36 protein-coding genes are annotated in these 24,503 nt (G+C 62.5%); 1 reads left to right on the forward strand and 35 read right to left on the reverse strand.

Going from position 1 to position 24,503, the window contains the following annotated elements; genetic code table 11:
* Positions 1–116: 116 nt before the first annotated feature.
* Positions 117–314 carry a DUF2735 domain-containing protein gene (locus ACSQ3Z_RS31555; protein WP_436175115.1) on the forward strand — a complete coding sequence of 66 codons (198 nt, stop codon included), beginning with the start codon at positions 117–119 and terminating at the stop codon, positions 312–314.
* Positions 315–483: 169 nt separating this feature from the next.
* Here the strand turns inward: ACSQ3Z_RS31555 and ACSQ3Z_RS31560 are convergent, their stop codons facing one another.
* The 35 genes from ACSQ3Z_RS31560 to rpsJ all read right to left on the reverse strand — a co-directional run bounded on the left by ACSQ3Z_RS31560 (position 484) and on the right by rpsJ (position 24,434).
* Positions 484–2,367, reverse strand: a complete 1,884-nt coding sequence (locus tag ACSQ3Z_RS31560; protein WP_436175116.1) for an MFS transporter — start codon at positions 2,365–2,367, stop codon at positions 484–486.
* 185 nt (positions 2,368–2,552) lie between these two features.
* Positions 2,553–3,341: an ATP12 family chaperone protein gene (locus ACSQ3Z_RS31565; protein WP_436175117.1), complete on the reverse strand. Its 789-nt coding sequence runs from the start codon at positions 3,339–3,341 to the stop codon at positions 2,553–2,555.
* An 11-nt stretch (positions 3,342–3,352) separates the two neighbouring features.
* Positions 3,353–4,270 (reverse strand): DMT family transporter, encoded by a 918-nt coding sequence (locus ACSQ3Z_RS31570; protein WP_436175118.1) that lies wholly within the window; start codon positions 4,268–4,270, stop codon positions 3,353–3,355.
* Positions 4,271–4,272: 2 nt separating this feature from the next.
* Positions 4,273–5,253 carry an RluA family pseudouridine synthase gene (locus ACSQ3Z_RS31575; RefSeq protein ID WP_436175119.1) on the reverse strand — a complete coding sequence of 327 codons (981 nt, stop codon included), beginning with the start codon at positions 5,251–5,253 and terminating at the stop codon, positions 4,273–4,275.
* A gap of 139 nt (positions 5,254–5,392) precedes the next feature.
* The gene (gene crcB / locus ACSQ3Z_RS31580; RefSeq protein WP_436175120.1) at positions 5,393–5,767 is read right to left on the reverse strand and encodes a fluoride efflux transporter CrcB; all 375 of its coding nucleotides are present in this window, start codon (positions 5,765–5,767) and stop codon (positions 5,393–5,395) included.
* A 28-nt stretch (positions 5,768–5,795) separates the two neighbouring features.
* Positions 5,796–6,626, reverse strand: coding sequence for an aspartyl/asparaginyl beta-hydroxylase domain-containing protein (locus tag ACSQ3Z_RS31585; RefSeq protein ID WP_436175121.1), 831 nt, complete (start codon positions 6,624–6,626; stop codon positions 5,796–5,798).
* 215 nt (positions 6,627–6,841) lie between these two features.
* Positions 6,842–8,152, reverse strand: a complete 1,311-nt coding sequence (locus ACSQ3Z_RS31590) for a replication-associated recombination protein A (RefSeq protein WP_436175122.1) — start codon at positions 8,150–8,152, stop codon at positions 6,842–6,844.
* A 43-nt stretch (positions 8,153–8,195) separates the two neighbouring features.
* A complete protein-coding gene (locus ACSQ3Z_RS31595) occupies positions 8,196–9,689 on the reverse strand; it encodes a DegQ family serine endoprotease (RefSeq protein ID WP_436175123.1) in 1,494 nt (497 codons plus the stop codon).
* A 182-nt stretch (positions 9,690–9,871) separates the two neighbouring features.
* Positions 9,872–10,303, reverse strand: coding sequence for a 50S ribosomal protein L17 (gene rplQ / locus ACSQ3Z_RS31600; protein WP_023682598.1), 432 nt, complete (start codon positions 10,301–10,303; stop codon positions 9,872–9,874).
* Positions 10,304–10,399: 96 nt separating this feature from the next.
* Positions 10,400–11,410: a DNA-directed RNA polymerase subunit alpha gene (locus tag ACSQ3Z_RS31605; protein ID WP_006205443.1), complete on the reverse strand. Its 1,011-nt coding sequence runs from the start codon at positions 11,408–11,410 to the stop codon at positions 10,400–10,402.
* Positions 11,411–11,509: 99 nt separating this feature from the next.
* A complete protein-coding gene (rpsK, locus tag ACSQ3Z_RS31610; protein ID WP_006205444.1) occupies positions 11,510–11,899 on the reverse strand; it encodes a 30S ribosomal protein S11 in 390 nt (129 codons plus the stop codon).
* 140 nt (positions 11,900–12,039) lie between these two features.
* On the reverse strand, positions 12,040–12,408 hold the full coding sequence (rpsM, locus tag ACSQ3Z_RS31615; RefSeq protein WP_006205445.1) for a 30S ribosomal protein S13: 369 nt from the start codon (positions 12,406–12,408) through the stop codon (positions 12,040–12,042).
* A gap of 196 nt (positions 12,409–12,604) precedes the next feature.
* A complete protein-coding gene (locus ACSQ3Z_RS31620) occupies positions 12,605–13,204 on the reverse strand; it encodes an adenylate kinase (RefSeq protein WP_436175124.1) in 600 nt (199 codons plus the stop codon).
* Complete coding sequence (gene secY / locus ACSQ3Z_RS31625) at positions 13,201–14,541, reverse strand: preprotein translocase subunit SecY (RefSeq protein WP_436175125.1); 1,341 nt, start codon at positions 14,539–14,541, stop codon at positions 13,201–13,203. The genes ACSQ3Z_RS31620 and secY overlap by 4 nt, the downstream gene beginning before the upstream one ends.
* Before the next feature lie 192 nt (positions 14,542–14,733).
* Positions 14,734–15,207, reverse strand: a complete 474-nt coding sequence (gene rplO / locus ACSQ3Z_RS31630; protein WP_436175126.1) for a 50S ribosomal protein L15 — start codon at positions 15,205–15,207, stop codon at positions 14,734–14,736.
* Positions 15,208–15,229: 22 nt separating this feature from the next.
* Complete coding sequence (gene rpmD / locus ACSQ3Z_RS31635) at positions 15,230–15,427, reverse strand: 50S ribosomal protein L30 (RefSeq protein ID WP_006205449.1); 198 nt, start codon at positions 15,425–15,427, stop codon at positions 15,230–15,232.
* Between the two features lie 25 nt (positions 15,428–15,452).
* Positions 15,453–16,016 (reverse strand): 30S ribosomal protein S5, encoded by a 564-nt coding sequence (rpsE, locus tag ACSQ3Z_RS31640; protein ID WP_006205450.1) that lies wholly within the window; start codon positions 16,014–16,016, stop codon positions 15,453–15,455.
* Positions 16,017–16,094: 78 nt separating this feature from the next.
* On the reverse strand, positions 16,095–16,454 hold the full coding sequence (gene rplR, locus ACSQ3Z_RS31645) for a 50S ribosomal protein L18 (protein ID WP_006205451.1): 360 nt from the start codon (positions 16,452–16,454) through the stop codon (positions 16,095–16,097).
* An 88-nt stretch (positions 16,455–16,542) separates the two neighbouring features.
* Positions 16,543–17,076, reverse strand: a complete 534-nt coding sequence (gene rplF, locus ACSQ3Z_RS31650) for a 50S ribosomal protein L6 (protein ID WP_436175127.1) — start codon at positions 17,074–17,076, stop codon at positions 16,543–16,545.
* A gap of 89 nt (positions 17,077–17,165) precedes the next feature.
* Complete coding sequence (gene rpsH, locus ACSQ3Z_RS31655; RefSeq protein WP_006205453.1) at positions 17,166–17,564, reverse strand: 30S ribosomal protein S8; 399 nt, start codon at positions 17,562–17,564, stop codon at positions 17,166–17,168.
* Between the two features lie 12 nt (positions 17,565–17,576).
* A complete protein-coding gene (rpsN, locus tag ACSQ3Z_RS31660) occupies positions 17,577–17,882 on the reverse strand; it encodes a 30S ribosomal protein S14 (protein ID WP_127851861.1) in 306 nt (101 codons plus the stop codon).
* A 26-nt stretch (positions 17,883–17,908) separates the two neighbouring features.
* Positions 17,909–18,487, reverse strand: coding sequence for a 50S ribosomal protein L5 (rplE, locus tag ACSQ3Z_RS31665; RefSeq protein WP_006205455.1), 579 nt, complete (start codon positions 18,485–18,487; stop codon positions 17,909–17,911).
* Positions 18,480–18,794 carry a 50S ribosomal protein L24 gene (gene rplX / locus ACSQ3Z_RS31670; protein WP_006205456.1) on the reverse strand — a complete coding sequence of 105 codons (315 nt, stop codon included), beginning with the start codon at positions 18,792–18,794 and terminating at the stop codon, positions 18,480–18,482. Before rplX ends, rplE begins: the two co-directional genes overlap by 8 nt.
* Positions 18,795–18,806: 12 nt before the next feature.
* Entirely contained in the window at positions 18,807–19,175 is a 369-nt protein-coding gene (rplN, locus tag ACSQ3Z_RS31675) for a 50S ribosomal protein L14 (RefSeq protein WP_006205457.1), read from the reverse strand.
* 73 nt (positions 19,176–19,248) lie between these two features.
* On the reverse strand, positions 19,249–19,488 hold the full coding sequence (gene rpsQ, locus ACSQ3Z_RS31680; protein ID WP_010909280.1) for a 30S ribosomal protein S17: 240 nt from the start codon (positions 19,486–19,488) through the stop codon (positions 19,249–19,251).
* Positions 19,489–19,499: 11 nt separating this feature from the next.
* The gene (gene rpmC / locus ACSQ3Z_RS31685) at positions 19,500–19,700 is read right to left on the reverse strand and encodes a 50S ribosomal protein L29 (protein WP_006205459.1); all 201 of its coding nucleotides are present in this window, start codon (positions 19,698–19,700) and stop codon (positions 19,500–19,502) included.
* Between the two features lie 13 nt (positions 19,701–19,713).
* A complete protein-coding gene (gene rplP, locus ACSQ3Z_RS31690; RefSeq protein WP_006205460.1) occupies positions 19,714–20,127 on the reverse strand; it encodes a 50S ribosomal protein L16 in 414 nt (137 codons plus the stop codon).
* 27 nt (positions 20,128–20,154) lie between these two features.
* On the reverse strand, positions 20,155–20,883 hold the full coding sequence (rpsC, locus tag ACSQ3Z_RS31695) for a 30S ribosomal protein S3 (protein ID WP_006205461.1): 729 nt from the start codon (positions 20,881–20,883) through the stop codon (positions 20,155–20,157).
* Positions 20,883–21,272: a 50S ribosomal protein L22 gene (rplV, locus tag ACSQ3Z_RS31700; RefSeq protein WP_436175128.1), complete on the reverse strand. Its 390-nt coding sequence runs from the start codon at positions 21,270–21,272 to the stop codon at positions 20,883–20,885. Before rplV ends, rpsC begins: the two co-directional genes overlap by 1 nt.
* A 2-nt stretch (positions 21,273–21,274) precedes the next feature.
* Positions 21,275–21,553, reverse strand: coding sequence for a 30S ribosomal protein S19 (rpsS, locus tag ACSQ3Z_RS31705; RefSeq protein WP_006205463.1), 279 nt, complete (start codon positions 21,551–21,553; stop codon positions 21,275–21,277).
* A 16-nt stretch (positions 21,554–21,569) separates the two neighbouring features.
* Positions 21,570–22,403, reverse strand: coding sequence for a 50S ribosomal protein L2 (rplB, locus tag ACSQ3Z_RS31710; RefSeq protein ID WP_006205464.1), 834 nt, complete (start codon positions 22,401–22,403; stop codon positions 21,570–21,572).
* A 22-nt stretch (positions 22,404–22,425) separates the two neighbouring features.
* Positions 22,426–22,719, reverse strand: coding sequence for a 50S ribosomal protein L23 (locus ACSQ3Z_RS31715; RefSeq protein ID WP_006205465.1), 294 nt, complete (start codon positions 22,717–22,719; stop codon positions 22,426–22,428).
* Positions 22,716–23,336, reverse strand: a complete 621-nt coding sequence (gene rplD, locus ACSQ3Z_RS31720) for a 50S ribosomal protein L4 (RefSeq protein ID WP_006205466.1) — start codon at positions 23,334–23,336, stop codon at positions 22,716–22,718. The genes ACSQ3Z_RS31715 and rplD overlap by 4 nt, the downstream gene beginning before the upstream one ends.
* Entirely contained in the window at positions 23,336–24,064 is a 729-nt protein-coding gene (rplC, locus tag ACSQ3Z_RS31725) for a 50S ribosomal protein L3 (RefSeq protein WP_040583773.1), read from the reverse strand. The genes rplD and rplC overlap by 1 nt, the downstream gene beginning before the upstream one ends.
* Before the next feature lie 61 nt (positions 24,065–24,125).
* Positions 24,126–24,434 (reverse strand): 30S ribosomal protein S10, encoded by a 309-nt coding sequence (gene rpsJ, locus ACSQ3Z_RS31730; RefSeq protein WP_006205468.1) that lies wholly within the window; start codon positions 24,432–24,434, stop codon positions 24,126–24,128.
* Between the last annotated feature and the right edge of the window lie 69 nt (positions 24,435–24,503).

Below are 24,503 nucleotides of genomic sequence, written 5' to 3' on the forward strand. Positions count from 1 at the left end.
CATAAATATTGTGCAAATACTGATCTTTTCGTAGGCATATTGCCTAAATGACTCGCAGGACCTATCTTGCTGGAAAGCTGAATCGACAAGCCTCAGCACAAGAAAGGAGCCCGACAATGGAAATCGTTTCTACCCGTCCGTCGGCCAAAATCCTGATGTTCCCGGTGGCAGCCCGCGCAGTTGCCTCAAATTTAAGCGGAAAGGCTAAGTTCGCGGCAGAGCTTGCCTCTTTGCGCAATGATCTCACGGATTTCGGCAGCGGCTGGTATCACGAGGCAGCCATCGAGGAAGCGCAACAGGATCGGAAGAGCTAATGCATGTCGCCCAAAAGTGCGCAGCGGTTTTGGGATAACGACATGCATAAAAACAACTGAATCCATTTCAACGCGACGCGCTTTAGACCCTTGCGCATCGCTTCTGATGAATTAAAAAGCCCGGCGCGATCGCTCGCGCCGGGCTTTTTCTTTGTACCGGAGCCGTCGGCTACTTGGCGTGCAGGTCGGTTCCCAGCGTATCCTTGACGAAGATCATGCCGATGATCAGCGTCATCGCTGCGATCACGATCGGGTACCAGAGACCATAATAGATGTCGCCCTTGGCCGCGCTCAAGGCGAAGACCGTCGCCGGGAGCAGGCCGCCGAACCAGCCGTTGCCGATGTGATAGGGCAGCGACATGCCGGTATAGCGGATACGGGTCGGGAACATCTCGACCAGAATCGCGGCGATCGGTCCGTAAACCATGGTCACGTAGAGGATCAGGATAAACAGGATGCCGGTGACCTTTGTCCAGTTGACCTGCGCGGGATCGGCAAACATCGCAAACGCGCCGGACGCTGGGATGTTGTAGACGGTCACGTCGGTGGCGCCAGCGGCTTCATCGGCCGTCAGCACCTTATCCGTGACCGCCTGGGCGACCGGAACCGTCGCCTTCTCGCCGGCACGAATGGCGACGGCATCGAGCTTCAGTTCGGGATTGGCCGCGACGAAGGCGTCAAGCTTCTGGTCGGCGACCTTGGAAGCGGCACGCTTCAGCGGATAGCCGCCATCCTTGAGTGCCATGTTGACCGCCTTGGTGAAGGCGCCATCCTTGGCCTTGGCCTGATCGCCGGCAGCGACCGCATCATAAGACTCGACCGTCTCGCTGCCGACCTTGACCGTCGCCGCAGTTCCAGGTGCGGCGGTGGTGACTATATCATAAGGCACCGAACTCTTGGCCAGGAACGAGGTGGCGATATCGCAGGACGTGGTGAACTTCGCCGTGCCGACCGGGTTGAACTGGAACTTGCAGTCGCCGGGAGCCACGGTGACCGTCGCACGCGTGTTCTCCTGCGCGGCGGCCAGCGTCGGATTGGCCGCCCAGGTCAATGCCTTGAACAGCGGGAAGTAGGTGAAGATCGCCAGAGCCAGCCCCGCCATGATGATCGGCTTGCGGCCGATCTTGTCGGAGAGCCAGCCGAACACAACAAAGAAGATGGAGCCCAACGCCAAGGCGATGGCGATCAGGATGTTGACCGTCTGCAGATCGACCTTGAGAACGTTCTGCAGGAAGAACAGCGCGTAGAACTGGCCGGAGTACCAGACCACGGCCTGGCCGGCGGTGAGGCCGAGAAGGGCCAGGATGGCGATCTTGGCATTCTTCCACTGACCGAAGGCTTCCGTCAGCGGAGCCTTGGAGCCCTTGCCCTCGTCCTTCATCCGCTGAAAGGTTGGCGATTCACTGAGCGTCAGGCGAATCCAGACCGATATGCCGAGCAAGATGACCGAAACGAGGAATGGAATCCGCCAGCCCCAGGCGGCGAAGTCCTCTTTGCTCAACATCGCCTGGATGCCGAGGATGACGATCAACGACAGGAACAGGCCAAGCGTCGCCGTCGTCTGGATCCATGAGGTGTAGAAACCGCGGCGGTCGTCGGGCGCGTGCTCGGCGACATAGGTCGCGGCACCGCCATATTCACCACCGAGCGCCAGACCCTGCAACATACGCAGCGCGACCAGGATGATGGGAGCGGCGATGCCCCAGCTCGCGGAACCTGGAAGCAGGCCGACCAGGAACGTCGAGCTGCCCATGATCAGGATGGTGACGAGAAATGTATATTTGCGGCCGACGAGATCGCCGATACGGCCGAACACCAGCGCGCCGAACGGGCGCACCAGGAAGCCTGCGGCGAAAGCCAGCAGGGCGAAGATGTTGCGCGTCGCTTCGGGATACTGGCTGAAGAAGGTGGCACCGATAAAGGCGGCCAGCGAGCCGTAGAGATAGAAATCGTACCATTCGAAAACGGTGCCGAGCGAGGAAGCGAAGATGACCTTCTTTTCCTCTCGCGTCATGCCGCGGCTGGTTTCGCCGACGGTCGATGCCATTGCCATGAAAATGTCCTCCCTTGAGATCTCGTCTGTCCTCGATGCTGCGCGCCCTCGTCCGCGTTCCCTCTGAACGCAGACTCAAAGCCAGCCAACGGCGCAAAAATGACAGAAAGCAGCGGCCGGAGGCAGACCGACCTTGGAATCATGACTTTCGTATTAGGTGCGATGCGAAAGGATCGGGAAAATGGCTATTTCAGCGCCTCGAGAAGACTGACCGCCGCCATCATGTCACGCTTGCGGGCCGACCGGCGCGCGGCGGCTTCGGCATCCTGCCCCCAGTGCTCGACCTGCCAGTCTTCATCGACATGGGCAGCAGCCCAGGCCGCCTCGCTGTCGAGCTCGCCGAAATCCACCGCCAGCGCCAGCAGCGCCGAACCGGTCAGCGACGTCATGACATGGATGGCCGCCAGCCGCAGCGGTTCCTTGCGCTGGGCAAGGTGGACGCCCAGCACCGCGATGGTCTCGCGCGGCTGCTCGACATGGATGATGCCTTCGGCAAGGTTGAAGCGAGCGCCAAGCGCGGACCGCGCCCAGTCGATGACGGGATCCCAGAGCTCATTCTGGCGGTCGACCAGCCCTTGCGGCGCATCGGCGCGGTAGCAGAGGAGATCGGACGAGGCAAAGCGCAGAACATCCTCCAGCACCGCCTGCGGGTCGCTGGCGACGCCGTCGATGGCCGTGTTGACGAGACGCATCACCGGCATCGAAACCGGGTCGATGGTCTCGCTCTGCGCATCGAACTCGCCGGCGACCAGCGCCGCCGCCTTCTCGGTCGGCAGCACCAGCAGCGCCTTGCCGGGCGTGCGTACCGGCCTGCCGTCAAGGTGAACGGCAAATCCCTCATCGGTCGATGCCACCGAGACGTTCTTGTAGAAGCGCTTCGGCAGCGGCGTCTTCATCTGGATCTGGGCGCGGCGCACCGGGTCCGGATCGGACAGCTGCTTTCCCGCTTCGAGGTCGTTGAGGATATCGCGCATGCCAGAACTTCCTATCCGGGGATTTGCTTGCGCACCGGCCGGTTGACGATGATCAATCCGGCCGCGATCAGGCCGAGTGCCAGAAAGATACGCACGGTCAGCGGTTCGCTCAAGATCACCGCGCCGCACAGCACACCGAACACCGGCGACAGGAAGGTGAAGCTCGACAGGCCGGATGCCGGGTAGCGCCTGAGCAGCCAGAACCACAGCACATAGGTGAAGGCGACGACGTAGACAGCCTGGAACAGCAGCGCCAATGTCGGCAAGGCGGCAAGGTCGCGGATGGATGGTCCGGCGAAAGGCAGGACCAGGACACCGACGACGACGGCGCCGGCCAATTGATAGAGCAGCAACTTCTCGGCGCTGGTCTCGGCCAGCTTCGAGCGCTTGATGACGATGCTGGTCAGAGCCCAGAGGATGCCGGCGGCGAGGCTGAGCAGATCACCTGTCAATGTCGAGCCACCGGCGGCACTCATCTTGTCGGAGAATACGGCGGCCAGTCCGCCAAATGCCAGCACAAGGCCGACAAGCTTGCGCCCCGTGATGCGCTCGTCGAGCAAGAAGTGACCGCCGACCAGCACCCAGAACGGCATGGTGTTGACCAGAAGCGTGTTGCGGGCAACGGTGGTGTGTTCGAGTCCGACATAGAGGCACAGGAACTCGACGCCAAACAGCGCGCCCACCACGGCCCCCGCGACAAGGGTCTTGTCTGAATTAAACAGCGCAATACCGCGCCAACGGCACCAGCCAAGGACGCAAAGGCCGCCGATGACCGAGCGCGCGATCGACAGGAAGACCGGGTCGTAGCCTGCATAGGAGATCTTGGCGGCGACATAGTTGAGCCCCCAGGAAAACGTCAGCCCGACCATGATGGCCGCTGCCGCCAGGTCGACCGCTTCGCGACGATCCAATGCGGGCGCAACGGCCAATCTCAGTCCTCCGCGCTGGCGTCGTCGAAGCCGATCAGGTTCCAGCTCTGGCGCATATGCGGCGGCATCGGCGCGGTCACATCGATGACACCCTTGTCCGGGTGCGGAATGACGATGCGCCGCGCATGCAGATGCAGGCGGTTTTGAATGCCGCCCGGAAAGTCCCAGTTGGTATCGGCCTCGAAATATTTGGGGTCGCCGATGATCGGGCAGCCGATATGGGCGGCATGAACGCGAAGCTGGTGGGTACGGCCCGTATAGGGCTCCATTTCCAGCCAGGTCATCGTCTGTGCCGCCTGCTCGATGACGCGATAATAGGACACGGCGTGATCGGCGCCCTTTTCACCATGCGCGGCCACGCGCACCCGGTCGCCGTCCGCTGTCGGCTCCTTGATCAGCCAGGTCGATATCTTGTCCTCGCGCTTTGGCGGAACGCCCTTGACCAGGGCCCAGTAGGTCTTCTTGGTCTCGCGCGCCCGGAACGCCTCGGAGAGCTTCATGGCGGCAAGCCTTGTGCGGGCAACGACCAGCACGCCTGACGTGTCGCGGTCGAGCCGGTGCACCAGGCGCGGCTTCTCGCCCTTCTGGTTGCGCCAGGCTTCGAGCATGCCGTCGACATTGCGGGTGACGCCCGAGCCGCCCTGGACGGCCAACCCCGCCGGCTTGTTGAAGACGAAGACCTTCGGGTCCTCGTGGATCAGCATCTTGGCAAGCACGTCGGCATCGCCCTGGTTGCGGATCGAATGGCCGGTGAGCGGGCTCTCGCCCTTCTTGTCGACTTCGAGCGGCGGCACGCGGACCATCTGGCCCGGCTCGACGCGGGTGTCGGCCTTCACCCGGCCGCCATCGACGCGGATCTGGCCGGAGCGCAACAGCTTCTGCAGATGGCCGAAACCGAGACCCGGGAAATGGGTCTTGAACCAGCGATCGAGCCGCATGCCCGCCTCGCCGGCCTCCACTGTGATCTGTTCTACGCCTGCCATTTTCGCCTATCCGCTTTCTCGCGCATGACCCCGAAAATCGATTCCGATTTTCGGAAAGGATCATGCGCAAGATCAAGGTTTTACAGCGTCCTTTGCGCGTCCAACAGGACGCGCGGCGCTGTAGGCCGCGGCAATAGCACTATGAAACGGTTCTTGCGAGCCAAAGACCCAGAAACAGGGCAAAGATCGCGCCAATCACGCTGGCAAGCGCATATCCGAACGCCGGCAGCGCCGCGCCGCGCCCCCACAGCGTCGCGAAATCGAGCGAAAAAGCCGAAAAGGTGGTGAAGCCGCCCAGGATGCCGGTGGCGATGAACAGCCGAAACTCGTTCGATCCGCCGCGCCGCGCCATGATCGCAATGAATAGACCCATGCCAAACGAGCCGACGACGTTGATCGCCATCGTGCCCCAGGGAAAATTCGGGCCGGCAAAGCGCAATGCTGCGAAATTCACCAAATGACGCATTCCGGAGCCAATGGCCCCGCCCACGGCAACGAGGAGAAGATCAATCATCGCCGGTCCACCGTCCTTGATCGCTATTTCAGTTCGCGCCGACCTTTTTCGGCTTGCTGGAGCCGATCATCTTCCAGTTCTTGTAGAACATGGAATTGATCCGCTCGACGCTGACCGAGACGATGGCAAGCAGCGCCGAAATCAGGCGCGGAAACGGCGATGGGCGAATGATGTCCATGAACACGCAGTACCGGCGCCCGTCATATTCGTTGACCGAGCGGTGCAGCAGCGTGTCGTCGAAAATGTACAGCGGATTGTCGTGCCAATAGTTTTTGGCGTTGTTGCACTCGACGAAAACCTCGGCCTTCACCGGGAGAAGGTTGTAGAGGATGCGCAGGCTGAGCCGCAGCGGCCCGAAATGCCAGGAGGTCGATTCCTTCCCCCTGAAAACCGATACGGCGATCGTCTTGATGTATTTGAAATCCTTGTTGAATTCGGCGACGTTATCGATCTTGTGCTTGCCGTACCACTGGTACACATACATGCCCCGGCGGCCGGTGCCGAAATTGGCATCGATATCGGCGATGATCTCATCCTTGCGCGCTTTGAAGACATCCAGGACCTCGTTGACCTCGCGCTGATAGTCTGGCGGGAACTGCTCCAACTTCCAGACGCCCGGGTTCCTGTAGCAAAGCAGATCGACCAGCAGGTTGAAGGGCGACAGCAGCCAGGTGAAGATTCCGTTGCCGAGGAAATAGCCGCGAAACAGCGACAGGTTCTTGTTGGCGTTGCGCAGCACGTCGATCAGGCCGCAGACGATCCAGATCGTGGTCAGGATCGGAATGAAGTAGAAACCGATTGCAAGCAGCGACACCGCTATGACCAGCTGGCGGAGGGATTTGCGAAGGGACTTTGTCATTTTTTGCTCGCGCCAGGCGCGATTTCCTGTTCCGAGTGACTATCGCCAAGCATCTTGACAGCGACCACCCCCGAGGTCGTGCGCCTTGATAGGGTCTTTTGTTTCCCGGCACAATGCCATCGCATTTCGTCCGCTTGGCCGACCGCCATTGCCAACAATAATATTTGGAGTATGCCGCTCCACTTCAGGTCGGTGTACGGCCGCGCGCGCCAAGCCTACCTTTCCCGCTCGCTGCGCAGCTTTGCCCAATACTCCAGCCGCTTGCGGATATCGCGCTCGAAGCCGCGCTCGGGCGGGTCGTAGAAGGTTCGCCGGCCCATCTTTTCCGGAAAGTAATCCTGGCCGGAAAAGGCGTCCGGCTCGTCATGGTCGTAGCGATAGCCGGCGCCGTAGTCCTCTTCCTTCATCAGCTTGGTCGGCGCGTTGAGGATGTGCTTGGGCGGCAGCAGCGAACCGTGCTCCTTCGCCGCCTGCGTCGCCGCCTTGAACGCCGTGTAGACGGCATTCGATTTCGGCGCCGTGGCGAGATAGACCGTGGCCTCGGCGAAGGCGAGTTCGCCCTCGGGCGAGCCTAGATAGTCATAGGCGTCCTTGGCGGCATTGGCGACGACCAGCGCCTGCGGGTCGGCCAGTCCGATATCCTCCATCGCCATGCGCACCAGCCGGCGCCCGAGATAGAGCGGATCCTCGCCGGCGTCGAACATGCGGGCGAGATAGTAGAGCGCTGCATCCGGGTCGGAACCGCGCACCGACTTGTGCAGCGCCGAGATCAAATTGTAGTGGCCGTCCTGGCCCTTGTCATAGATAGGCGCGCGGCGCTGGACGATGCGTTGCAGGCCCTCCGGCGTGAACACCTCGCCGGCTTTGGCCGCCCGCCAGACTTCCTCTGCCAGCGTCAGCGACGCACGGCCGTCGCCGTCGCTCATGCGGATGAGCATCGCCCTCGCCTCGTCATCGAGCGGCAGCGCCCTGCCCTCGGTTTCCTCGGCCCGCGCCAGAAGTTTCGCGATGCTCTCCTCGCCCAGCGAGTGGAAGACCAGCACGCGTGCGCGGGAAAGCAAGGCCGCATTCAACTCAAAGGACGGGTTCTCGGTGGTGGCGCCGACCAGCACCACCGTACCGTCCTCCATGACCGGGAGGAAAGAATCCTGCTGGGCGCGGTTGAAGCGATGGATCTCGTCGACGAACAGCAATGTCTGGCGGCCGTTGGCGCGGCGCAGCTTCGCCGCCTCGAACACCTTCTTCAGGTCGGCGACACCGGAAAACACCGCCGATATCTGCTCGAAGGCGAGACTGGTCTCGCCGGCGAGCAATCGCGCGACCGTGGTCTTGCCGGTGCCTGGCGGGCCCCAAAAAATCATCGAGCCGAGCGAGCCGGAACCGATCAGCCTGGTCAGCGCGCCATCTGGCCCGGTCAGGTGCTCCTGGCCGACGACCTCGCCCAGGTTTCTCGGGCGCAGCCGGTCAGCCAGCGGCCGGCCGGGCGGCGCCCTTTCTGGTTCATCGACGCTGAACAGATCGGCCATGCTGGTCTTTTGGTTGGAGTCATATCTCTTCGGAAAGACCGGCTCAGTAACGCAATACCTGGCGCAGTATCTGCCCGCCGCGCTCGACGGTAAAGCGCCACCAGCGCGTATCCTGCTGGGCTATCTGAGCCAGCGTCGCTGCCGTATCGATGGTCGTGCCATTCACTTCACGCACGATGTCGCCCGGCTGGAAGCCGAAATCGGCGGCGGGCGAATCGCGATTGATATCGACCACGGCAATCCCTTTGATGTCGGTGCGCAGGCCAAGCCGCTGGGCAAGCCGGGGCGACAGCTCCGCGACCTTGGCGCCGGAAAAAGGACTGCGACCGTGCAGCGTCACTTCGGAGGCCTTGGCGCCTTCCGGCGCCCGCTCCAGCGCGATGTCCATCGTCGCCTGCTGGCCCTTGCTCAGCACGGCGAAGCTGGCCTTGGTGCCGATCGACAGCGTCGCCATCCGGTAATCCAGCGCCTCGATGCTTTCGACAGACGTGCCGTTGAGCGACAGCACGACATCGCCGGGCTTGAGGCCAGCCTTGCCGGCAGGTCCGGCTGCATCAACCGATGAGACCAGCGCACCGGTCGGCTTCTCCATGGCAAGCGATTCAGCGATCTGCGGCGTCACCGCCTCGAATTCGGCGCCGATATAGGGCCGCTCGAAGAAGTCGAGCCCGGCCTTGGCTGCGTCGGCAAAGGCGCGCACCATGTTCGAAGGGATGGCAAAACCGATGCCGATCGAGCCGCCACTGCGGCTGTAGATCGCCGTGTTGATACCCACCAGCTGGCCACCCATGTTGATCAGCGCGCCGCCGGAATTGCCGGGGTTGATCGCGGCATCGGTCTGGATGAAGTAGCCCGAATCCGAAACACCGATATGGCTGCGGGCAAGTGCGGAAACGATGCCGCTGGTGGTGGTCTGGCCGACGCCGAACGGATTGCCGATGGCCAGCAACAGGTCGCCGACCTCGAGCGCGTCGGAATCGCCGATGGCAATCACCGGAAACGGCTTGTCGGAAGAAATCTTGAGCACGGCGAGATCGAGCGTCTCGTCCTTGAGCATGACCTTGCTGGTGAATTCGCGCCCGTCCGCGGTCGCCACCTTGACCTCGTCGGCGCCCTTGATGACGTGGAAATTGGTGACGATGACGCCACTCGGGTCGACCAGCACGCCGGAACCCAGCGAGGATTGCGCGCGCGGCTGCGCCCGCCCGAAGAACTCCTCGAAGAAGGGATCGCCTTCGAAGGGCGACGTCACCTTGGCCGTCTGCGAGGCATAGACATTGACCACGGCCGGCGCCGTCTGCTTGACCAGCGGTGCGAAGGAAAGCTGCACTTCCTCGCGGCCGAACGGCACGCGCTTGTCTGGGCCGGACGTGGCGTTCTCGCCTTCGACGCCATGCAGCAGATCGGTCAGCACATCGGACAGGCCGGGGTCGGCGGTCTTGGCGGCGTCTTCGGCCAGCGCATGCCTGGCCGCCGGCACGAAGGCCAGCGCCATGAGGGCGCAGATCAGAACAAGGGACAGCCGTTTCACGCGCATTCCGAATCCTCCAAATCGGGCGCCATTGTCCCGACGATTGTGCAAAATGAAAGGCTAATGCACTGAAATCTGATTATTATCGCGCAAAAGCCTGGGCTTGGGCCGCGTAGCCGCACAACCGCTGGCTCCAGAATGCAAAAAGGGGCCCGCAGGCCCCTTTGAACTTCTCAGGATGCCGAGCCTTATGCGGCAGCGGCTTCCTCGTCGGTGCCTTCGGCTTCGATGCGGGCGCGGTCGCCGGCGCCCTTGGCCGAGGTATCGCGGTCGACGAACTCGATGACCGCCATCGCGGCGTTGTCGCCGTGGCGGAAGCCCGCCTTCATGATGCGCAGGTAGCCGCCGTTGCGAGTGGCGTAGCGCGGCGCAATCGTATCGAACAGACGCTTGACGACGCCTTCATTGCCGATCTGGGCAATCACCTGACGGCGCGCATGCAGGTCGCCGCGCTTGCCGAGCGTCACCAGCTTCTCGACGATCGGACGCAAATCCTTCGCCTTCGGCAGGGTGGTGACGATCTGCTCATGCTCGAGCAGCGACACGGCGAGGTTGGCAAACATCGACTTGCGATGGCTTATGCTGCGGGCGAACCGGCGGCCTTTAAATCCGTGGCGCATGGCTCTTCTCCTTCATTCCGGGTTCACGAGGCCTCAGCCTCAGTTTGTTAGCCGCATGATCTTGTCCGAAAAGTCTGCAACTTTTCGGGATCACGCTCAGTATTGATCTTCGTAACGCTTGGCGAGGTCTTCGATGTTTTCCGGCGGCCAGTCCGGCACTTCCATGCCGAGGTGCAGGCCCATCGCCGCCAAGACTTCCTTGATCTCGTTCAGCGACTTGCGGCCGAAGTTCGGGGTGCGCAGCATCTCGGCTTCGGTCTTCTGGATCAGGTCGCCGATATAGACGATGTTGTCGTTCTTCAGGCAGTTGGCCGAACGCACCGAAAGCTCGAGCTCGTCGACCTTCTTGAGCAACGCCGGGTTGAAGGCGAGCTCGGTGACGGCCTCGGCCGCGACTTCCTTCTGCGGCTCGTCGAAATTGACGAACAGGCCAAGCTGGTCCTGCAGGATGCGGGCGGCGAAAGCCACCGCGTCCTCGCCCGAGATCGAACCGTCGGTCTCGATGGTCATGGTCAGCTTGTCATAGTCGAGCACCTGGCCCTCGCGGGTGTTCTCGACCTTGTAGGACACCTTCTTGACCGGCGAGTAGAGGCTGTCGACCGGGATCAGGCCGATCGGCGCGTCCTCGGCGCGGTTGCGCTCTGCCGGCACATAGCCCTTGCCGGTGTCGACGGTGAATTCCATGCGGATCTCAGCGCCCTCGTCCAGCGTGCAGATGACGTGGTCGGGGTTGAGGATCTCGACGTCGCCAACTGTCTGGATGTCGCCGGCGAGCACGGCGCCCGGGCCCTGCTTGCGCACGACCATGCGCTTGGGGCCATCGCCTTCCATGCGGATGGCGATTTCCTTGATGTTCAAAACGATATCGGTCACGTCTTCACGCACACCGGCGATGGACGAGAATTCATGCAGAACGCCGTCGATCTGCACGGCGGTCACAGCCGCACCGCGCAGCGAAGACAAAAGCACGCGGCGCAGGGCATTTCCGAGCGTCAGGCCAAAGCCGCGCTCGAGCGGCTCGGCGACCAGCGTGGTCAGCGTCTTCTTCTTCGACGAGAACTCGATCTTGTTCGGCTTGATCAGTTCCTGCCAATTTTTCTGGATCATGATGCTTTCCTTCCGTTGCCCCGCCACCATCCAATCGTGGCGGGCGACCTGGAATGCCGCGGAGGAACGCTTTTGGCGTTCGCGCGGCGTTCGGTAATTTTAGACGCGGCGCTTCTTGCGCGGGCGGCAGCCATTGTGCGGGATCGGCGTCACATCACGGATCGAGGTGATGGTGAAACCGGCCGCCTGCAGGGCGCGCAGCGCCGATTCACGACCGGAGCCGGGTCCGCAGACCTCGACCTCGAGCATGCGCATGCCGTGCTCCTGGGCCTTCTTGGCGACGTCCTCGGCAGCCATCTGGGCGGCGAACGGGGTCGACTTGCGCGAACCCTTGAAGCCCTGGGCACCGGCCGACGACCAGGCGATCGAATTGCCCTGCGCGTCGGTGATGGTGATCATCGTGTTGTTGAAGGTCGAATTGACGTGGGCAACGCCCGACGAGATGTTCTTGCGTTCGCGACGGCGAACACGAGCGGCTTCCTTGGCCATGATGGTCCTTTCAGTTGATCTCTACACCGCCGTAATGCCAGCGGCTCCACCTAGAAAGTGAGTAGTGAATTGGTGAGTAGTGAAGAGATGCAGGCGTTGCCGCTGCTTCTCACTGCTCACCACCGACTACTCACTCCAAATTACTTCTTCTTGCCGGCGATCGACTTGGCCGGGCCCTTGCGGGTGCGCGCATTGGTATGCGTGCGCTGGCCGCGAACCGGCAGCGAGCGGCGGTGACGCAGGCCGCGGTAGCAGCCGAGGTCCATGAGCCGCTTGATGTTCATCGAGACTTCGCGGCGCAGGTCGCCCTCGACCTGGTAGTCGCGGTCGATCGTCTCGCGGATCTGCAGCACTTCCGCGTCGGTCAGCTGATTGACGCGACGCTCGGCCGGGATGCCGACCTTGTCGACGATCTCCTGGGCGAACTTCTTGCCAATGCCGTGAATGTACTGAAGCGCGATGACGACGCGCTTGTTGGTCGGAATGTTGACGCCGGCTATACGAGCCATGTTCTTCTCTTCTCCATATGGGCCGGACGAGCCGGCGCTTCAGTTGCCCCGCGTCCGGTGGAGGCCGGCCCATGCGGGAGTTTCCAGTTCAAAGCGGCTGCCTTGCCCTTGCGGACAAGCAAAGCCTATGCCTGATGGAAGACGGGCCGCCATACCCCAGCGGACCGCCGCAGTCAAGCGCAATCGTCTACTTTCTCTATGCCGCCGCCTGGGTGACCGATCTGAGCACCGCTTCGATCTCTCTCGTCACCGTATCGATGTCGGCCATGCCGTCGACGCTCTTCAGCCTGCCCTTGGCATAATAGTAGCCGATCAGCGGCGAGGTCTTCTTGTAGTATTCCTTCAGGCGCTCCTCGAACACCGTCGGATTGTCGTCCTTGCGCACCGGCTGTCCGGCCGCCTTGGCCTCTTCGGCGCGTTTGACGATTCGGCCGACCAGCGCCTTGTCGTCGACGACGAGCTCGATGACCGCGTCGAGATTGAGACCACGGTCCGCAAGCATCGATTCAACCGCATCCGCCTGCACCAGGGTGCGCGGGTAACCGTCGAGAATGAAGCCCTTTACGCAATCGGCCTGATCGATACGCTCGGCCACGATGGCGTTGACGATGGCGTCGGAGACCAGCTCGCCGGCGTCCATCACCGCCTTGGCACGCTTGCCGACTTCCGTGCCGGCCTGAACGGCGGCACGCAGCATGTCCCCCGTGGATAGTTGGGGGATGCCATGTTTTTCCACCAGTCTCTGTGCTTGCGTCCCCTTGCCCGCTCCTGGCGGCCCAAGCAATATCAACCTCATCTGGCCTTCTTCCCCCCGCGCAGCTTCGACTTCTTGATCAGGCCCTCATATTGGTGCGCGATCAGGTGGCCCTGGATCTGCGCCACCGTATCGAGCGTGACACTGACCACGATCAGAAGCGATGTGCCACCAAGGTAGAATGGTACGCCAGTCGCTGAAATCAGGAATTCGGGCAGCAGACACACCAGCACCAGGTAGATGGCGCCGACGACGGTGATGCGCGTGAGAACATAGTCGATGTAATCAGCGGTGCGCTCGCCCGGACGGTAGCCCGGGATGAAGCCCGAATGCTTCTTGAGCTGGTCGGCGGTGTCCTTGGGGTTGAAGACGATCGCCGTGTAGAAGAAGGCGAAGAACGCGATCATCGCCGCATAGAATGCCATATAGAGCGGCTGGCCGTGGCCGAGCGCCGCCAGGATGGTGCTTGCCCAGGCAGGCATGCTGGTGGTCTGCGAGAAGCCCGCGATCGTTGCCGGCAGCAGCAGCAGCGAGGAGGCGAAGATCGGCGGGATGACGCCCGACGTGTTGAGCTTCAACGGCAAATGCGAGGTGTCGCCCTGGAACATGCGGTTGCCGACCTGGCGCTTCGGATACTGGATCAGCAGGCGGCGCTGGGCGCGCTCGAAAAACACGATGAGCGCAATGACGACGATCGCCAGCACGATGATGGCCAGGATGAGGCCGGTCGACAGTGCGCCGGTGCGGCCAAGTTCCAGCGTGCCGGAAATGGCTTGCGGCAGTCCAGCGACGATACCGGAGAAGATGATCAGCGAAATACCGTTGCCGATGCCGCGCGCGGTGATCTGTTCGCCGAGCCACATCAGGAACATGGTGCCGCCGACCAGCGTAACGACGGTCGAGATGCGGAAGAACATGCCCGGATCGTTGACGATGCCGTTGCCGCCTTCCAGGCCGACCGAAATGCCATAGGCCTGCACCAGCGCCAAGAGCACGGTGCCGTAGCGCGTGTACTGGTTGATGATCTTGCGGCCCTGCTCGCCTTCCTTCTTCAACGCCTCCAGCGACGGAATGACCGAGGTCATCAGCTGCATGATGATGGAGGCGGAGATGTAGGGCATGATGCCCAGCGCAAAGATCGCCATGCGCTGCACGGCGCCGCCGGCGAACATGTTGAACATGCCGAGCACGCCCTTGCTCTGCGAGGTGAAGGCCTGGGCGAAAGCGTCGGGATTGATGCCGGGAAGCGGGATGTAGGTGCCGAGACGATAGACGAGCAGCGCGCCGATGGTGAACCAGATGCGTTTCTTCAGGTCCTCCGCCTTGGCGAAGGCCGAAAAATTCAGATTCGAGGCTAGTTGTTCAGCAGCCGAAGCCATGCCTGATTCTCCGCTTGGTCACGCTCGATGGCCTGCCGCTCAGGCGGTGCGTGTCACCGAAGCTCACGAGATAAGCTCCGGACCTTGAACATGCAAGCGGCCGCGTTGACGCGGCCGCCTTATTGATCGGATCAAAGCGCGTTTCGAGGCAAAACCGAAGTCCGCTCTTGCCGCTCGCGCTTCAAATCGCCGTTACTCGGCGGCTGCCTTTTCCGGCACCTTCACCGAACCGCCGGCCTTCTCGATCTTCTCGATCGCGGCCTTGGAGGCACCGGCGACGTCGAAGGCGAGCTTGGCCTTCAGTTCGCCGTCGGAGAGGACGCGCACGCCGTCCTTGACGCGGCGGATGACGCCGGCTGCGACGAGGGCCTCGGCCGTCACGGTCGCCTTCGCATCGAGCTTCTTGGCATCGATCGCGGCCTGTATGCGGGCCAGCGACACGACGGTGAAGCTCTTGGCGAAGATGTTGTTGAAGCCACGCTTCGGCAGGCGCCGATAGAGCGGCATCTGGCCACCCTCGAAGCCGTTGACGGCAACGCCGGAGCGCGCCTTCTGGCCCTTGACGCCGCGACCGGCGGTCTTGCCCGAGCCGGAACCGATGCCGCGGCCGAGACGCTTCTTGGAATGCGTCGCGCCGTCCTTGTCACGCAGATCGTTGAGTTTCATCTTGCTTCTCCTGCGCTCTTGCTCAGCCCTCGTCCACGACGCGGACGAGATGCTGGACGGCAGCGATCATGCCGCGCACGGAGGGCGTATCTTCCAGCGTGCGCTGCTTGTGCATCTTGTTGAGGCCGAGGCCGACCAGCGTCGCACGCTGCTCCTTCGGCCGGCGGATCGGCGAACCGATCTGCTCGACGGTGATGGTCTTGGTTGCTTTCTTGGCCATGGTCAAAATCCCTGGTCAGCGTCGACTATTCTTCAGTCGCGACGGCGGTGCCGCGGCGAGCCTGAAGCGTCGAATACTTGATGCCGCGCGCGGCAGCCACATCCTTCGGATGCATCTGGCTCTTCAGCGCGTCGAACGTGGCGCGAACCATGTTGTACGGGTTCGACGAACCCATCGACTTGGCGACCACGTCATGCATGCCGAGCGTCTCGAAGACGGCGCGCATCGGGCCGCCGGCGATGATGCCGGTACCCTGCTTGGCAGCGCGCAGCAGCACGCGTCCGGCGCCCCAGCGTCCCTCGACGTCGTGGTGCAGCGTACGGCCCGAGCGCAGCGGCACGAAGATCATGTCGCGCTTGGCCGATTCGGTCGCCTTGCGGATCGCCTCCGGCACTTCGCGCGCCTTGCCGTGGCCGAAGCCGACACGGCCCTTCTGGTCGCCGACGACGACGAGTGCTGCAAAACCGAAGCGACGGCCGCCCTTGACGACCTTGGCGACGCGGTTGATGTGGACGAGCTTGTCCACCATGCCATCGTCGCGCTCTTCGCGATCACGGCCGCGGCCGCCATCCCTACGTTCCTGTGCCATATCCTGTTCCTTGTTTTTTTCCGGAAGCACGGTTGATGATGATATCCGGTGCCGCTTTGGGTCACCGGGGGCGAAAAATTAGAAGCTGAGCCCACCTTCGCGGGCAGCTTCGGCCAGCGCCTTGACGCGGCCGTGATAGATGTACGGGCCACGGTCGAAGACGACTTCCTTGACGCCGGCCTTCGAGGCGCGCTCGGCGATCAGCTTGCCGATCGCAGCGGCGGCCGCGGTATCGGCGCCGGTCTTGAGCGAACCCTTGAGATCCTTCTCCAGCGTCGAAGCGGCAGCGATGGTGTGACCCTTCGCGTCGTCGATCACCTGGACATAGATGTTCTTCGACGTGCGGTGCACCGAGAGCCGCGGACGCTCGCCGGCGACCTTCTTGATCTGGCGGCGGACGCGCTGCGCACGGCGCTGCGTGGATTCTTTGGTGCCCATGGTGGTTCTTCCTTGCCTTCAAAAAACGGGGGCCGCCGTGTGCGGTAGGCGAAAGCGCCTCCCGCGACCGCTCCCCGCGGCGTTACACTTACTTCTTCTTGCCTTCCTTGCGGACGATCTTCTCGCCCGCATAGCGCACGCCCTTGCCCTTGTAGGGCTCGGGACCGCGATACTCGCGGATCTCCGCGGCAACCTGGCCGACCATCTGCTTGTCGATGCCGGTCACGGTGATTTCCGTCGGCTTCGGCACGGTGATCGTGATGCCCTGCGGCGTCTCGTAGACGACGTCATGGCTGAAGCCGAGCGCGAGCTGCAGGTTCTTGCCCTGCATGGCAGCACGGTAGCCGACGCCGGTGATCTCGAGCTTCTTCTCGAAGCCGTCCTTGACGCCCTGCAGGATGTTGACGATCTGCGTGCGCGACATGCCCCACTTGGCGCGGGCTGCCTTGGTCTGGTCGCGCGGCTGGACGGCGATCTCGGTGCCTTCCATCTTGACCAGCACTTCGTCGTTCACCACGAACTTCAGCTCGCCCTTGGGGCCCTTCGCCGTCACGGTCTGGCCGTTGACGGACGCGGTCACGCCCTGCGGCAGCGAAACGGGTTTCTTTCCAATACGAGACATTTTGTTGTCCTCGTCACTTCTCTTGGTTCAGGTTCCAGTTTCCGGGCATTCCCGAAAACCGGATACCGCTTTCGATATCAAGCGCCGGATCAGAAGATCTGGCAGAGGATTTCGCCACCGACATTCTGCTCGCGCGCTTCGTGGTCGGCCATCACGCCCTTCGGTGTCGAAAGGATGGCGATGCCGAGGCCGTTGGCGACATGCGGAATCGACTTGGCCGAAACATAGACGCGGCGGCCAGGCTTCGAGACGCGGGCGATTTCGCGCACGACCGGCGCGCCGTCGAAATACTTCAGCTCGATCTCGATTTCGGACTTGCCGTTGTCGAAGTCGGTCTGGCTGTAGTCGCGGATATAGCCTTCCGCCTTCAGCACGTCGAGGACGCGGGTACGCAGGCGCGAGGCCGGCGTCGAAACGCTCGACTTCTTGCGGCCATAGGCGTTGCGGATGCGGGTCAGCATATCGCCGAGAGGATCGCTCAATGACATGTTATGTCCTCCTTACCAGCTCGACTTGACCAGGCCCGGGATCTGGCCGTTGTTGCCGAGATCACGAAGCGCGATGCGCGATACCTTGAGCTTGCGATAGTAGGCACGCGGGCGTCCGGTGACTTCGCAGCGGTTGCGGATGCGGATCTTGGCCGAGTTGCGCGGCAGCGCCGCGAGCTTCAACTGGGCGCGGAAGCGCTCTTCCATCGGCTTGGACTGATCCATGATGATGGCCTTGAGCGCCTTGCGCTTGGCGGCATACTGATCCGCAAGCTTCCGGCGCCTGTTGTTCTTCTCGACTGAGCTGGTCTTTGCCATTTCAGATTTTTCCTTTTTCGCTGCCGTTACTGGCGGAAGGGGAAGTTGAAAGCCTTGAGCAATGCCCTGGCTTCGTCGTCCGTCTTCGCCGTCGTACAAACGATGACGTCCATGCCCCAGACCTGATCAACCTTGTCGTAGTTGATCTCCGGGAACACGATGTGTTCCTTGATGCCCATGGCGTAGTTGCCACGGCCATCGAAGCTCTTCGGATTGAGTCCGCGGAAGTCGCGGACGCGCGGCAGCGCGATGTTCACGAGGCGGTCGAGGAACTCGTACATGCGTTCCTTGCGCAGCGTGACCTTGGCGCCGATCGGCATCTTCTCGCGGACCTTGAAGCCGGCGATCGAATTGCGGGCGCGGGTGACGACGGCCTTCTGGCCGGCGATCATCGCCAGGTCTTCGGCCGCGATCGAAGGCTTCTTCGAATCGCCGGTCGCTTCGCCGACGCCCATGTTCAGCACGATCTTGTCGATGCGCGGAACCTGCATCTCGTTTTCATAGCCGAACTGCTCCTGCAGCGCCTTGCGGATGGTCTCGTTGTAGACCTGCTTGAGGCGCGGCGTGTTGGCGGCAGCCGCCTGCTTGGATTGAGCCTTAGCCATTGATGACTTCTCCCGAGCGCTTGGCGACGCGCACCTTCTTGCCGTCCTTCTGGAAGATGAAGCCGACGCGGGTCGGCTTGCCATCCTTGGGGTCGGCCAGCGCGATGTTCGACAGCTGGATCGGCGCTTCCTTGGTGATGATCCCGCCCTCTTGGGACTGGGACTGCTTCTGGTGACGACGGATCATGTTGACGCCGCGCACCAGCGCGGTGTCGTCCTTCGGCTGCACCGATAGGACTTCGCCCGAACGGCCCTTGTCCTTGCCGGCCAGCACGACGACCTTGTCGCCTTTTCTAATCTTTTGCATTGGTCCGGCTCCTTACAGCACTTCAGGCGCGAGCGAGATGATCTTCATGTGGTTCTTGGCGCGGAGTTCGCGCGGAACCGGTCCGAAGATACGCGTGCCGATCGGCTCTTTCTTGTTGTCGACGAGAACGGCCGCGTTCTTGTCGAAACGGATCACGCTGCCGTCCGGGCGGCGGATGTCCTTGGCCGTGCGAACCACGACCGCCTTCATCACATCGCCCTTCTTCACGCGGCCGCGCGGAATGGCTTCCTTGATCGACACCACGATGATGTCGCCCACGGAAGCGTATTTCCGCTTCGAGCCGCCCAGCACCTTGATGCACATGACACGACGAGCGCCGGAATTATCCGCGACGTCGAGGTTTGTTTGCATCTGAATCATGACTGGCCGCCTTCTTCTCTTCTTAGCGGGACGGGTTCTTCACCCCTCCCCGGTCTGTCCAAAATTCGTTTATTTACGCCTGGTCCGAAGACACGACGATCCAGCGCTTGTCCTTGGAAATCGGCTTCGATTCCTGGATGAACACCTGATCGCCGACCTTGTGGGCGTTGTTCTCGTCGTGCGCCTTGTACTTCTTGGTCATGCGCACGGTCTTCTTCATCACGGGATGCGTGAAGCGCCGTTCGACCTTGACGACAACCGTCTTCTCGTTCTTGTCGCTGACGACGGTGCCCTGCAGAATGCGCTTTGGCATGGTTTTCGTCCTTAAGCCTTCTTGGCCGCGGACTTTTCCGCAGCGATGGTCTTGATGCGCGCAATGTCCTTGCGGACCTGCCTCACGCGCGCGGTCTTCTCGAGCTGGCCGGTGGCCTTCTGGAAGCGCAGGTTGAACTGCTCCTTCTTCAGGCTGGCCAAATCGTCGGTCAGCTGGTCCTGGGTCTTGGTCCGGATGTCTTCGGCTTTCATGGTCAGCCCGTCCTTATTCTGCGATGCGCTGTACGAAGCGCGTCCTGACCGAGAGCTTGGCCGCGCCGAGACGCAGCGCCTCACGGGCGGTTTCTTCGTTGACGCCGTCGATCTCGAACATGATGCGGCCCGGCTTGACGCGCGCCGCCCAGTAGTCGACCGCGCCCTTGCCCTTGCCCATGCGGACTTCGGTCGGCTTCGAAGTGACCGGCACGTCCGGGAAAATACGGATCCAGACGCGGCCGGCGCGCTTCATCTCGCGGGTGATCGCGCGGCGGGCCGCCTCGATCTCGCGCGCGGTGACGCGGTTCGGCTCAAGCGCCTTCAGCCCGAAACCGCCGAAATCCAGGTTGGTGCCGCCCTTGGCGGTACCGTGGATGCGGCCCTTGAACTGCTTGCGGAACTTTGTGCGCTTTGGCTGCAGCATCGTTCTAACTCCAAATTCCTAAATGTCTCAGGCGTTTTCGCGACGGCGACCGCGTTCGCGCTCGCCACCACCACCGCCATGCGAATGATCGCCCTCGGTGGCGCGGCGCTCCGAAGCCATCGGGTCGTGCTCGAGGATCTCGCCCTTGAACACCCAGACCTTGACGCCGCAGATGCCATAGGCGGTGTTCGCCTCGGCCGTGCCGTAGTCGACGTCGGCGCGCAACGTATGCAGCGGCACGCGGCCTTCGCGATACCATTCCATGCGCGCGATTTCGGCGCCGCCCAGGCGTCCCGAGCAGTTGATGCGGATGCCTTCGGCACCGAGGCGCATCGCCGACTGCACGGCGCGCTTCATGGCGCGGCGGAACGCGATACGGCGCTCGAGCTGCTGGGCGATCGACTGGGCGACCAGGGTCGCGTCGATCTCGGGCTTGCGCACCTCGACGATGTTGAGGTGCGTCTCGGACTTCGTCATCTCCATCAGCTTCTTGCGAAGCTTCTCGATGTCGGCGCCCTTCTTGCCGATGATCAGGCCCGGACGCGCCGCATGGATGGTGACGCGGCACTTCTTGTGCGGACGCTCGATCACGACCTTCGAGATCGCGGCCTGCTTGAGTTCCTTCTCAAGATACTTGCGGATCTTGATGTCCTCATGCAGCAGCTGGCCGTATTCGCCGGTGTTCGCGAACCAGCGCGAATCCCAGGTACGGTTGATGCCGAGACGCAGCCCGATCGGATTGACTTTCTGGCCCATTATGCGGCCTCCCCTTTTTCCTCGACTTCACGAACGACGATCGTGAGGTGCGAGAACGGCTTCTCGATACGGCTGGCGCGACCACGGCCACGGGCATGGAACCGCTTCATGACGATCGACTTGCCGACATAGGCTTCCGCCACGATCAGCGCATCGACGTCGAGGTCGTGGTTGTTTTCCGCGTTGGCGATCGCCGATTCCAGCGTCTTCTTGACCGTACCGGAAATCCGCTTGGCCGAGAATTCGAGGTCGGCAAGCGCTGTCGCGACCTTCTTGCCGCGGATCAGCGCGGCAACCAGGTTCAGCTTCTGCGGGCTGATACGGATCGTGCGCAGAACGGCGCGCGCTTCGTTGTCAGCAAGCCTGCGCGGAGCTTTGGCCTTGCCCATGATTATTTCCTCTTCGCCTTCTTATCCGCGCCGTGACCGTAATAGGTCCGGGTCGGAGCGAATTCACCGAACTTGTGACCGACCATGTCCTCGTTCACGGAGACGGGAACATGCTTCTGGCCGTTGTAGACACCGAAGGTGAAGCCGACGAACTGCGGCAGGATGGTGGAGCGGCGGCTCCACATCTTGATCACCTCATTGCGACCGCCTTCACGAACCTTGTCCACCTTCTTGAGAAGGTAACCGTCGATGAAGGGGCCTTTCCAAATAGAACGAGTCACTTGGCGTTACCTCTTCTTAGCTCTTGCGCTGATGGCGCGAGCGCAGGATGAACTTGTCGGTCGCCTTATTGGACCGCGTCTTCTTGCCCTTGGTCGGCTTGCCCCAGGGCGAAACCGGATGGCGGCCACCCGAGGTGCGGCCTTCGCCGCCGCCATGCGGATGGTCGACCGGGTTCATGGTCACGCCGCGATTGTGCGGGCGCTTGCCGCGCCACACCGTGCGGCCGGCCTTGCCGTCATTGATGTTGCCGTGGTCGGGGTTCGACACCGCGCCGACGGTCGCCATGCAGGAGCCGTGCACGACGCGCTGCTCGCCCGAGTTGAGGCGCAGGATCGCCATGCCCTGGTCGCGGCCGACGAGCTGGGCGTAGCCGCCCGCCGAACGGGCAACCTGGGCGCCCTTGCCCGGCTTCAGCTCGATGTTGTGGACGATCGTGCCGACCGGCATCGATGCCAGCGGCATCGCGTTGCCCGGCTTCACGTCGACCGCTTCGCCGGCCACGATCTTGTCGCCGGCAGCAAGGCGCTGCGGGGCGATGATGTAGGACAGCTCGCCATCGTCGTACTTGATCAGCGCGATGAAGGCGCTGCGGTTCGGATCGTATTCAATGCGCTCCACCGTGCCGACGACGTCGAACTTGCGGCGCTTGAAGTCGATGATCCGGTACGTACGCTTGTGACCACCGCCGATGAAACGGGCAGTGATGCGGCCGTGATTGTTGCGGCCGCCCGACTTGGTCAGGCCTTCGGTCAGGCCCTTGACGGGCTTGCCCTTGTAAAGGCCCGAGCGGTCGACGATGACCAGCTGGCGGGTGCTCGGCGTTACCGGGTTGAATTTTTTAAGTGCCATTGTCCTGTCCTCGCGGCCTTGCTCAGAGACCCGTCGCGACGTCGATCGACTGGCCGTCGGCCAGCGTCACAACCGCCTTCTTGACGTCGCTCTGGCGGCCGATCGTGCCGCGGAAGCGCTTGATCTTGCCCTTGCGGACAAGCGTGTTCACGGCCATCACCTTGACGCCAAACAGCGCTTCGACAGCGGCCTTGATTTCCGGCTTCGACGCCTTCTTGGCGACGTTGAAGACGACCTGGTTCTGCTCGGAAGCCATGGTCGACTTTTCGGTGATCGCCGGCGAGACGATCACGTCGTAGTGACGAAGGTCGGTCATTTGAAGCGCTCCTCGAGAGCCTCGACGGCGGCCTTCGAAAGGACCAGCGTGCCGCGGCGCAGAATGTCGTAGACGTTGATGCCCTGGATGGGCAGCACGTCGATGTTCGGGATGTTGGTCGCCGCCAGCTTGAAGTTCTGGTCGAGCTCGGCACCGCCGATCACCAAAGCGTTGGTCAGGCCGAGCGTCGCGAAATTCGCGATCAGCGCCTTTGTCTTGGCCTCGGTCAGCTTCAGCTCGTCGATGACGATGATCGACGCGCTCTTGGCCTTGGCCGAGAGAGCATGCTTGAGGCCGAGCGCGCGAACCTTCTTCGGCAGGTCGTGCTCGTGGCTGCGAACGACCGGGCCGTGGGCCTTGCCGCCGCCGCGGAACTGCGGAGCGCGTGCCGAATGGTGACGGGCGCGGCCCGTACCCTTCTGCTTATACATCTTGGCGCCGGTGCGCGCGATCTCGGCGCGGCCCTTGGCCTTGTGCGTGCCCTGCTGCTTCTTGGCCAGCTGCCAGCGCACGACGCGCTGCAGAATGTCCTCGCGCGGATCAAGGCCGAAAATCTCCTCGGAGAGTTTCACCTTGCCGGCGTCTTTGCCGCCCAGCGTTGTGATCTTGAGGTCCATTATTCCGCTCCCTCTGTGGCCGGGGCATCGTTCTTGGCGCCACTTTCGGCAGCAACGGCACGGATCGCGGCAGGCTTCGGCGCATTGGCCGGCAGCGCCACCTTGGCCGCGTCGCGGACCAGGATCCAGGCGCCCTTCGACCCGGGAACCGCACCGCGGATCAGGATCAGGCCGCGGTCGGCGTCGGTCGAAACGATTTCGACATTCTGCGTGGTGACGCGGGTGTCGCCCATGTGGCCAGCCATATGCTTGCCCTTGAACACCTTGCCGGGGTCCTGGCGCTGGCCGGTCGAGCCGTGCGTACGGTGCGACACCGAGTTACCGTGCGTCGCGCGGCCACCACCCATGTGGTGACGCTTGATGACGCCCTGGAAACCCTTGCCGATCGTCGTGCCCGTGACATCGACCTTCTGGCCGACGACAAAGTGCTCGACGGTGATCTCGGCGCCGACATCGATCATGTTGTCGGCGGAGACGCGGAACTCGGCGACCTTCGCCTTCGGCTCGACGGAAGCGGTCGCGAAATGGCCGCGCATCGCCTTCGACGTGTTCTTCACCTTGGCAAGGCCAACGCCGAGCTGGACGGCGGTATAGCCGTTCTTCTCCTGCGTGCGCTGCGCCACGACCTGGCAGTTCTCCATCTGGAGAACGGTGACGGGAACATGCTCCCCGGCATCATTATAGATGCGGGTCATTCCCACCTTCTTTGCAATCACACCTGAACGCATCGGTTCAATTCCTTTAGAGTTCCGGGCCAGGGGCACCGCCCCTTACCGCGCTCTCATTCCCTTAGAGCTTGATCTCGACGTCCACACCGGCGGCCAGATCGAGCTTCATCAAAGCATCGACCGTCTGCGGGGTCGGATCGACGATGTCGAGCAGACGCTTGTGCGTGCGCATCTCGAACTGCTCGCGGCTCTTCTTGTCGACGTGAGGCGACCGGTTGACCGTGAACTTTTCGATCCGCGTCGGCAGCGGAATGGGGCCGCGGACGTTGGCGCCGGTGCGCTTGGCCGTCGACACGATTTCCCGTGTCGAGGCGTCGAGCACCCGGTGATCAAACGCCTTCAGGCGGATGCGGATATTCTGTCCGTTCATGCGTCACTTCCTTGTTCTGGCGCGGCGCGGGCAACTCCCGCGCCCGCGACAGATCGGTTTAAGTCCAAA

Source organism: Mesorhizobium sp. LjNodule214, from assembly GCF_964252735.1.
Classification (GTDB): Bacteria; Pseudomonadota; Alphaproteobacteria; order Rhizobiales; family Rhizobiaceae; genus Mesorhizobium.

Bases quoted from the DNA above. Each gene is read 5' to 3' on its own strand.
- rpsQ (WP_010909280.1), bottom strand. From the start codon at position 19,488: ATGCCAAAGCGCATTCTGCAGGGCACCGTCGTCAGCGACAAGAACGAG.
- rplR (WP_006205451.1), bottom strand. From the start codon at position 16,454: ATGGGCACCAAAGAATCCACGCAGCGCCGTGCGCAGCGCGTCCGCCGC.
- ACSQ3Z_RS31585 (WP_436175121.1), bottom strand. From the start codon at position 6,626: ATGACAAAGTCCCTTCGCAAATCCCTCCGCCAGCTGGTCATAGCGGTG.
- ACSQ3Z_RS31555 (WP_436175115.1), top strand. From the start codon at position 117: ATGGAAATCGTTTCTACCCGTCCGTCGGCCAAAATCCTGATGTTCCCG.
- rplF (WP_436175127.1), bottom strand. From the start codon at position 17,076: ATGTCTCGTATTGGAAAGAAACCCGTTTCGCTGCCGCAGGGCGTGACC.
- rpsN (WP_127851861.1), bottom strand. From the start codon at position 17,882: ATGGCAAAGACCAGCTCAGTCGAGAAGAACAACAGGCGCCGGAAGCTT.
- rpsM (WP_006205445.1), bottom strand. From the start codon at position 12,408: ATGGCTCGTATAGCCGGCGTCAACATTCCGACCAACAAGCGCGTCGTC.
- rpsJ (WP_006205468.1), bottom strand. From the start codon at position 24,434: ATGAACGGACAGAATATCCGCATCCGCCTGAAGGCGTTTGATCACCGG.
- rplX (WP_006205456.1), bottom strand. From the start codon at position 18,794: ATGCAAAAGATTAGAAAAGGCGACAAGGTCGTCGTGCTGGCCGGCAAG.
- rplP (WP_006205460.1), bottom strand. From the start codon at position 20,127: ATGCTGCAGCCAAAGCGCACAAAGTTCCGCAAGCAGTTCAAGGGCCGC.
- rpsH (WP_006205453.1), bottom strand. From the start codon at position 17,564: ATGTCATTGAGCGATCCTCTCGGCGATATGCTGACCCGCATCCGCAAC.
- rplB (WP_006205464.1), bottom strand. From the start codon at position 22,403: ATGGCACTTAAAAAATTCAACCCGGTAACGCCGAGCACCCGCCAGCTG.
- ACSQ3Z_RS31565 (WP_436175117.1), bottom strand. From the start codon at position 3,341: ATGCGCGATATCCTCAACGACCTCGAAGCGGGAAAGCAGCTGTCCGAT.
- rplE (WP_006205455.1), bottom strand. From the start codon at position 18,487: ATGGCTAAGGCTCAATCCAAGCAGGCGGCTGCCGCCAACACGCCGCGC.
- ACSQ3Z_RS31715 (WP_006205465.1), bottom strand. From the start codon at position 22,719: ATGACCGACCTTCGTCACTACGACGTGATCGTCTCGCCGGCGATCACC.
- rplQ (WP_023682598.1), bottom strand. From the start codon at position 10,303: ATGCGCCACGGATTTAAAGGCCGCCGGTTCGCCCGCAGCATAAGCCAT.
- ACSQ3Z_RS31575 (WP_436175119.1), bottom strand. From the start codon at position 5,253: ATGGCAGGCGTAGAACAGATCACAGTGGAGGCCGGCGAGGCGGGCATG.
- ACSQ3Z_RS31605 (WP_006205443.1), bottom strand. From the start codon at position 11,410: ATGATCCAGAAAAATTGGCAGGAACTGATCAAGCCGAACAAGATCGAG.
- ACSQ3Z_RS31560 (WP_436175116.1), bottom strand. From the start codon at position 2,367: ATGGCAATGGCATCGACCGTCGGCGAAACCAGCCGCGGCATGACGCGA.
- rpsC (WP_006205461.1), bottom strand. From the start codon at position 20,883: ATGGGCCAGAAAGTCAATCCGATCGGGCTGCGTCTCGGCATCAACCGT.
- rplV (WP_436175128.1), bottom strand. From the start codon at position 21,272: ATGGGCAAGGCCAAAGCTCCGCGCAGGCTTGCTGACAACGAAGCGCGC.
- ACSQ3Z_RS31590 (WP_436175122.1), bottom strand. From the start codon at position 8,152: ATGGCCGATCTGTTCAGCGTCGATGAACCAGAAAGGGCGCCGCCCGGC.
- rpsK (WP_006205444.1), bottom strand. From the start codon at position 11,899: ATGGCCAAGGAAGCCGCTCGTGTTCGCCGTCGCGAACGCAAGAACATC.
- rplN (WP_006205457.1), bottom strand. From the start codon at position 19,175: ATGATTCAGATGCAAACAAACCTCGACGTCGCGGATAATTCCGGCGCT.
- rpmD (WP_006205449.1), bottom strand. From the start codon at position 15,427: ATGGCCAAGAAAGCAACCAAGACCATCACCGTCGAGCAGATCGGTTCG.
- rplD (WP_006205466.1), bottom strand. From the start codon at position 23,336: ATGGACCTCAAGATCACAACGCTGGGCGGCAAAGACGCCGGCAAGGTG.
- rpmC (WP_006205459.1), bottom strand. From the start codon at position 19,700: ATGAAAGCCGAAGACATCCGGACCAAGACCCAGGACCAGCTGACCGAC.
- rpsE (WP_006205450.1), bottom strand. From the start codon at position 16,016: ATGGCACAGGAACGTAGGGATGGCGGCCGCGGCCGTGATCGCGAAGAG.
- crcB (WP_436175120.1), bottom strand. From the start codon at position 5,767: ATGATTGATCTTCTCCTCGTTGCCGTGGGCGGGGCCATTGGCTCCGGA.
- secY (WP_436175125.1), bottom strand. From the start codon at position 14,541: ATGGCTTCGGCTGCTGAACAACTAGCCTCGAATCTGAATTTTTCGGCC.
- ACSQ3Z_RS31620 (WP_436175124.1), bottom strand. From the start codon at position 13,204: ATGAGGTTGATATTGCTTGGGCCGCCAGGAGCGGGCAAGGGGACGCAA.
- ACSQ3Z_RS31595 (WP_436175123.1), bottom strand. From the start codon at position 9,689: ATGCGCGTGAAACGGCTGTCCCTTGTTCTGATCTGCGCCCTCATGGCG.
- rplO (WP_436175126.1), bottom strand. From the start codon at position 15,207: ATGAAACTCAACGATCTGCGTGACAAGGACGGCGCGACGCATTCCAAG.
- rplC (WP_040583773.1), bottom strand. From the start codon at position 24,064: ATGCGTTCAGGTGTGATTGCAAAGAAGGTGGGAATGACCCGCATCTAT.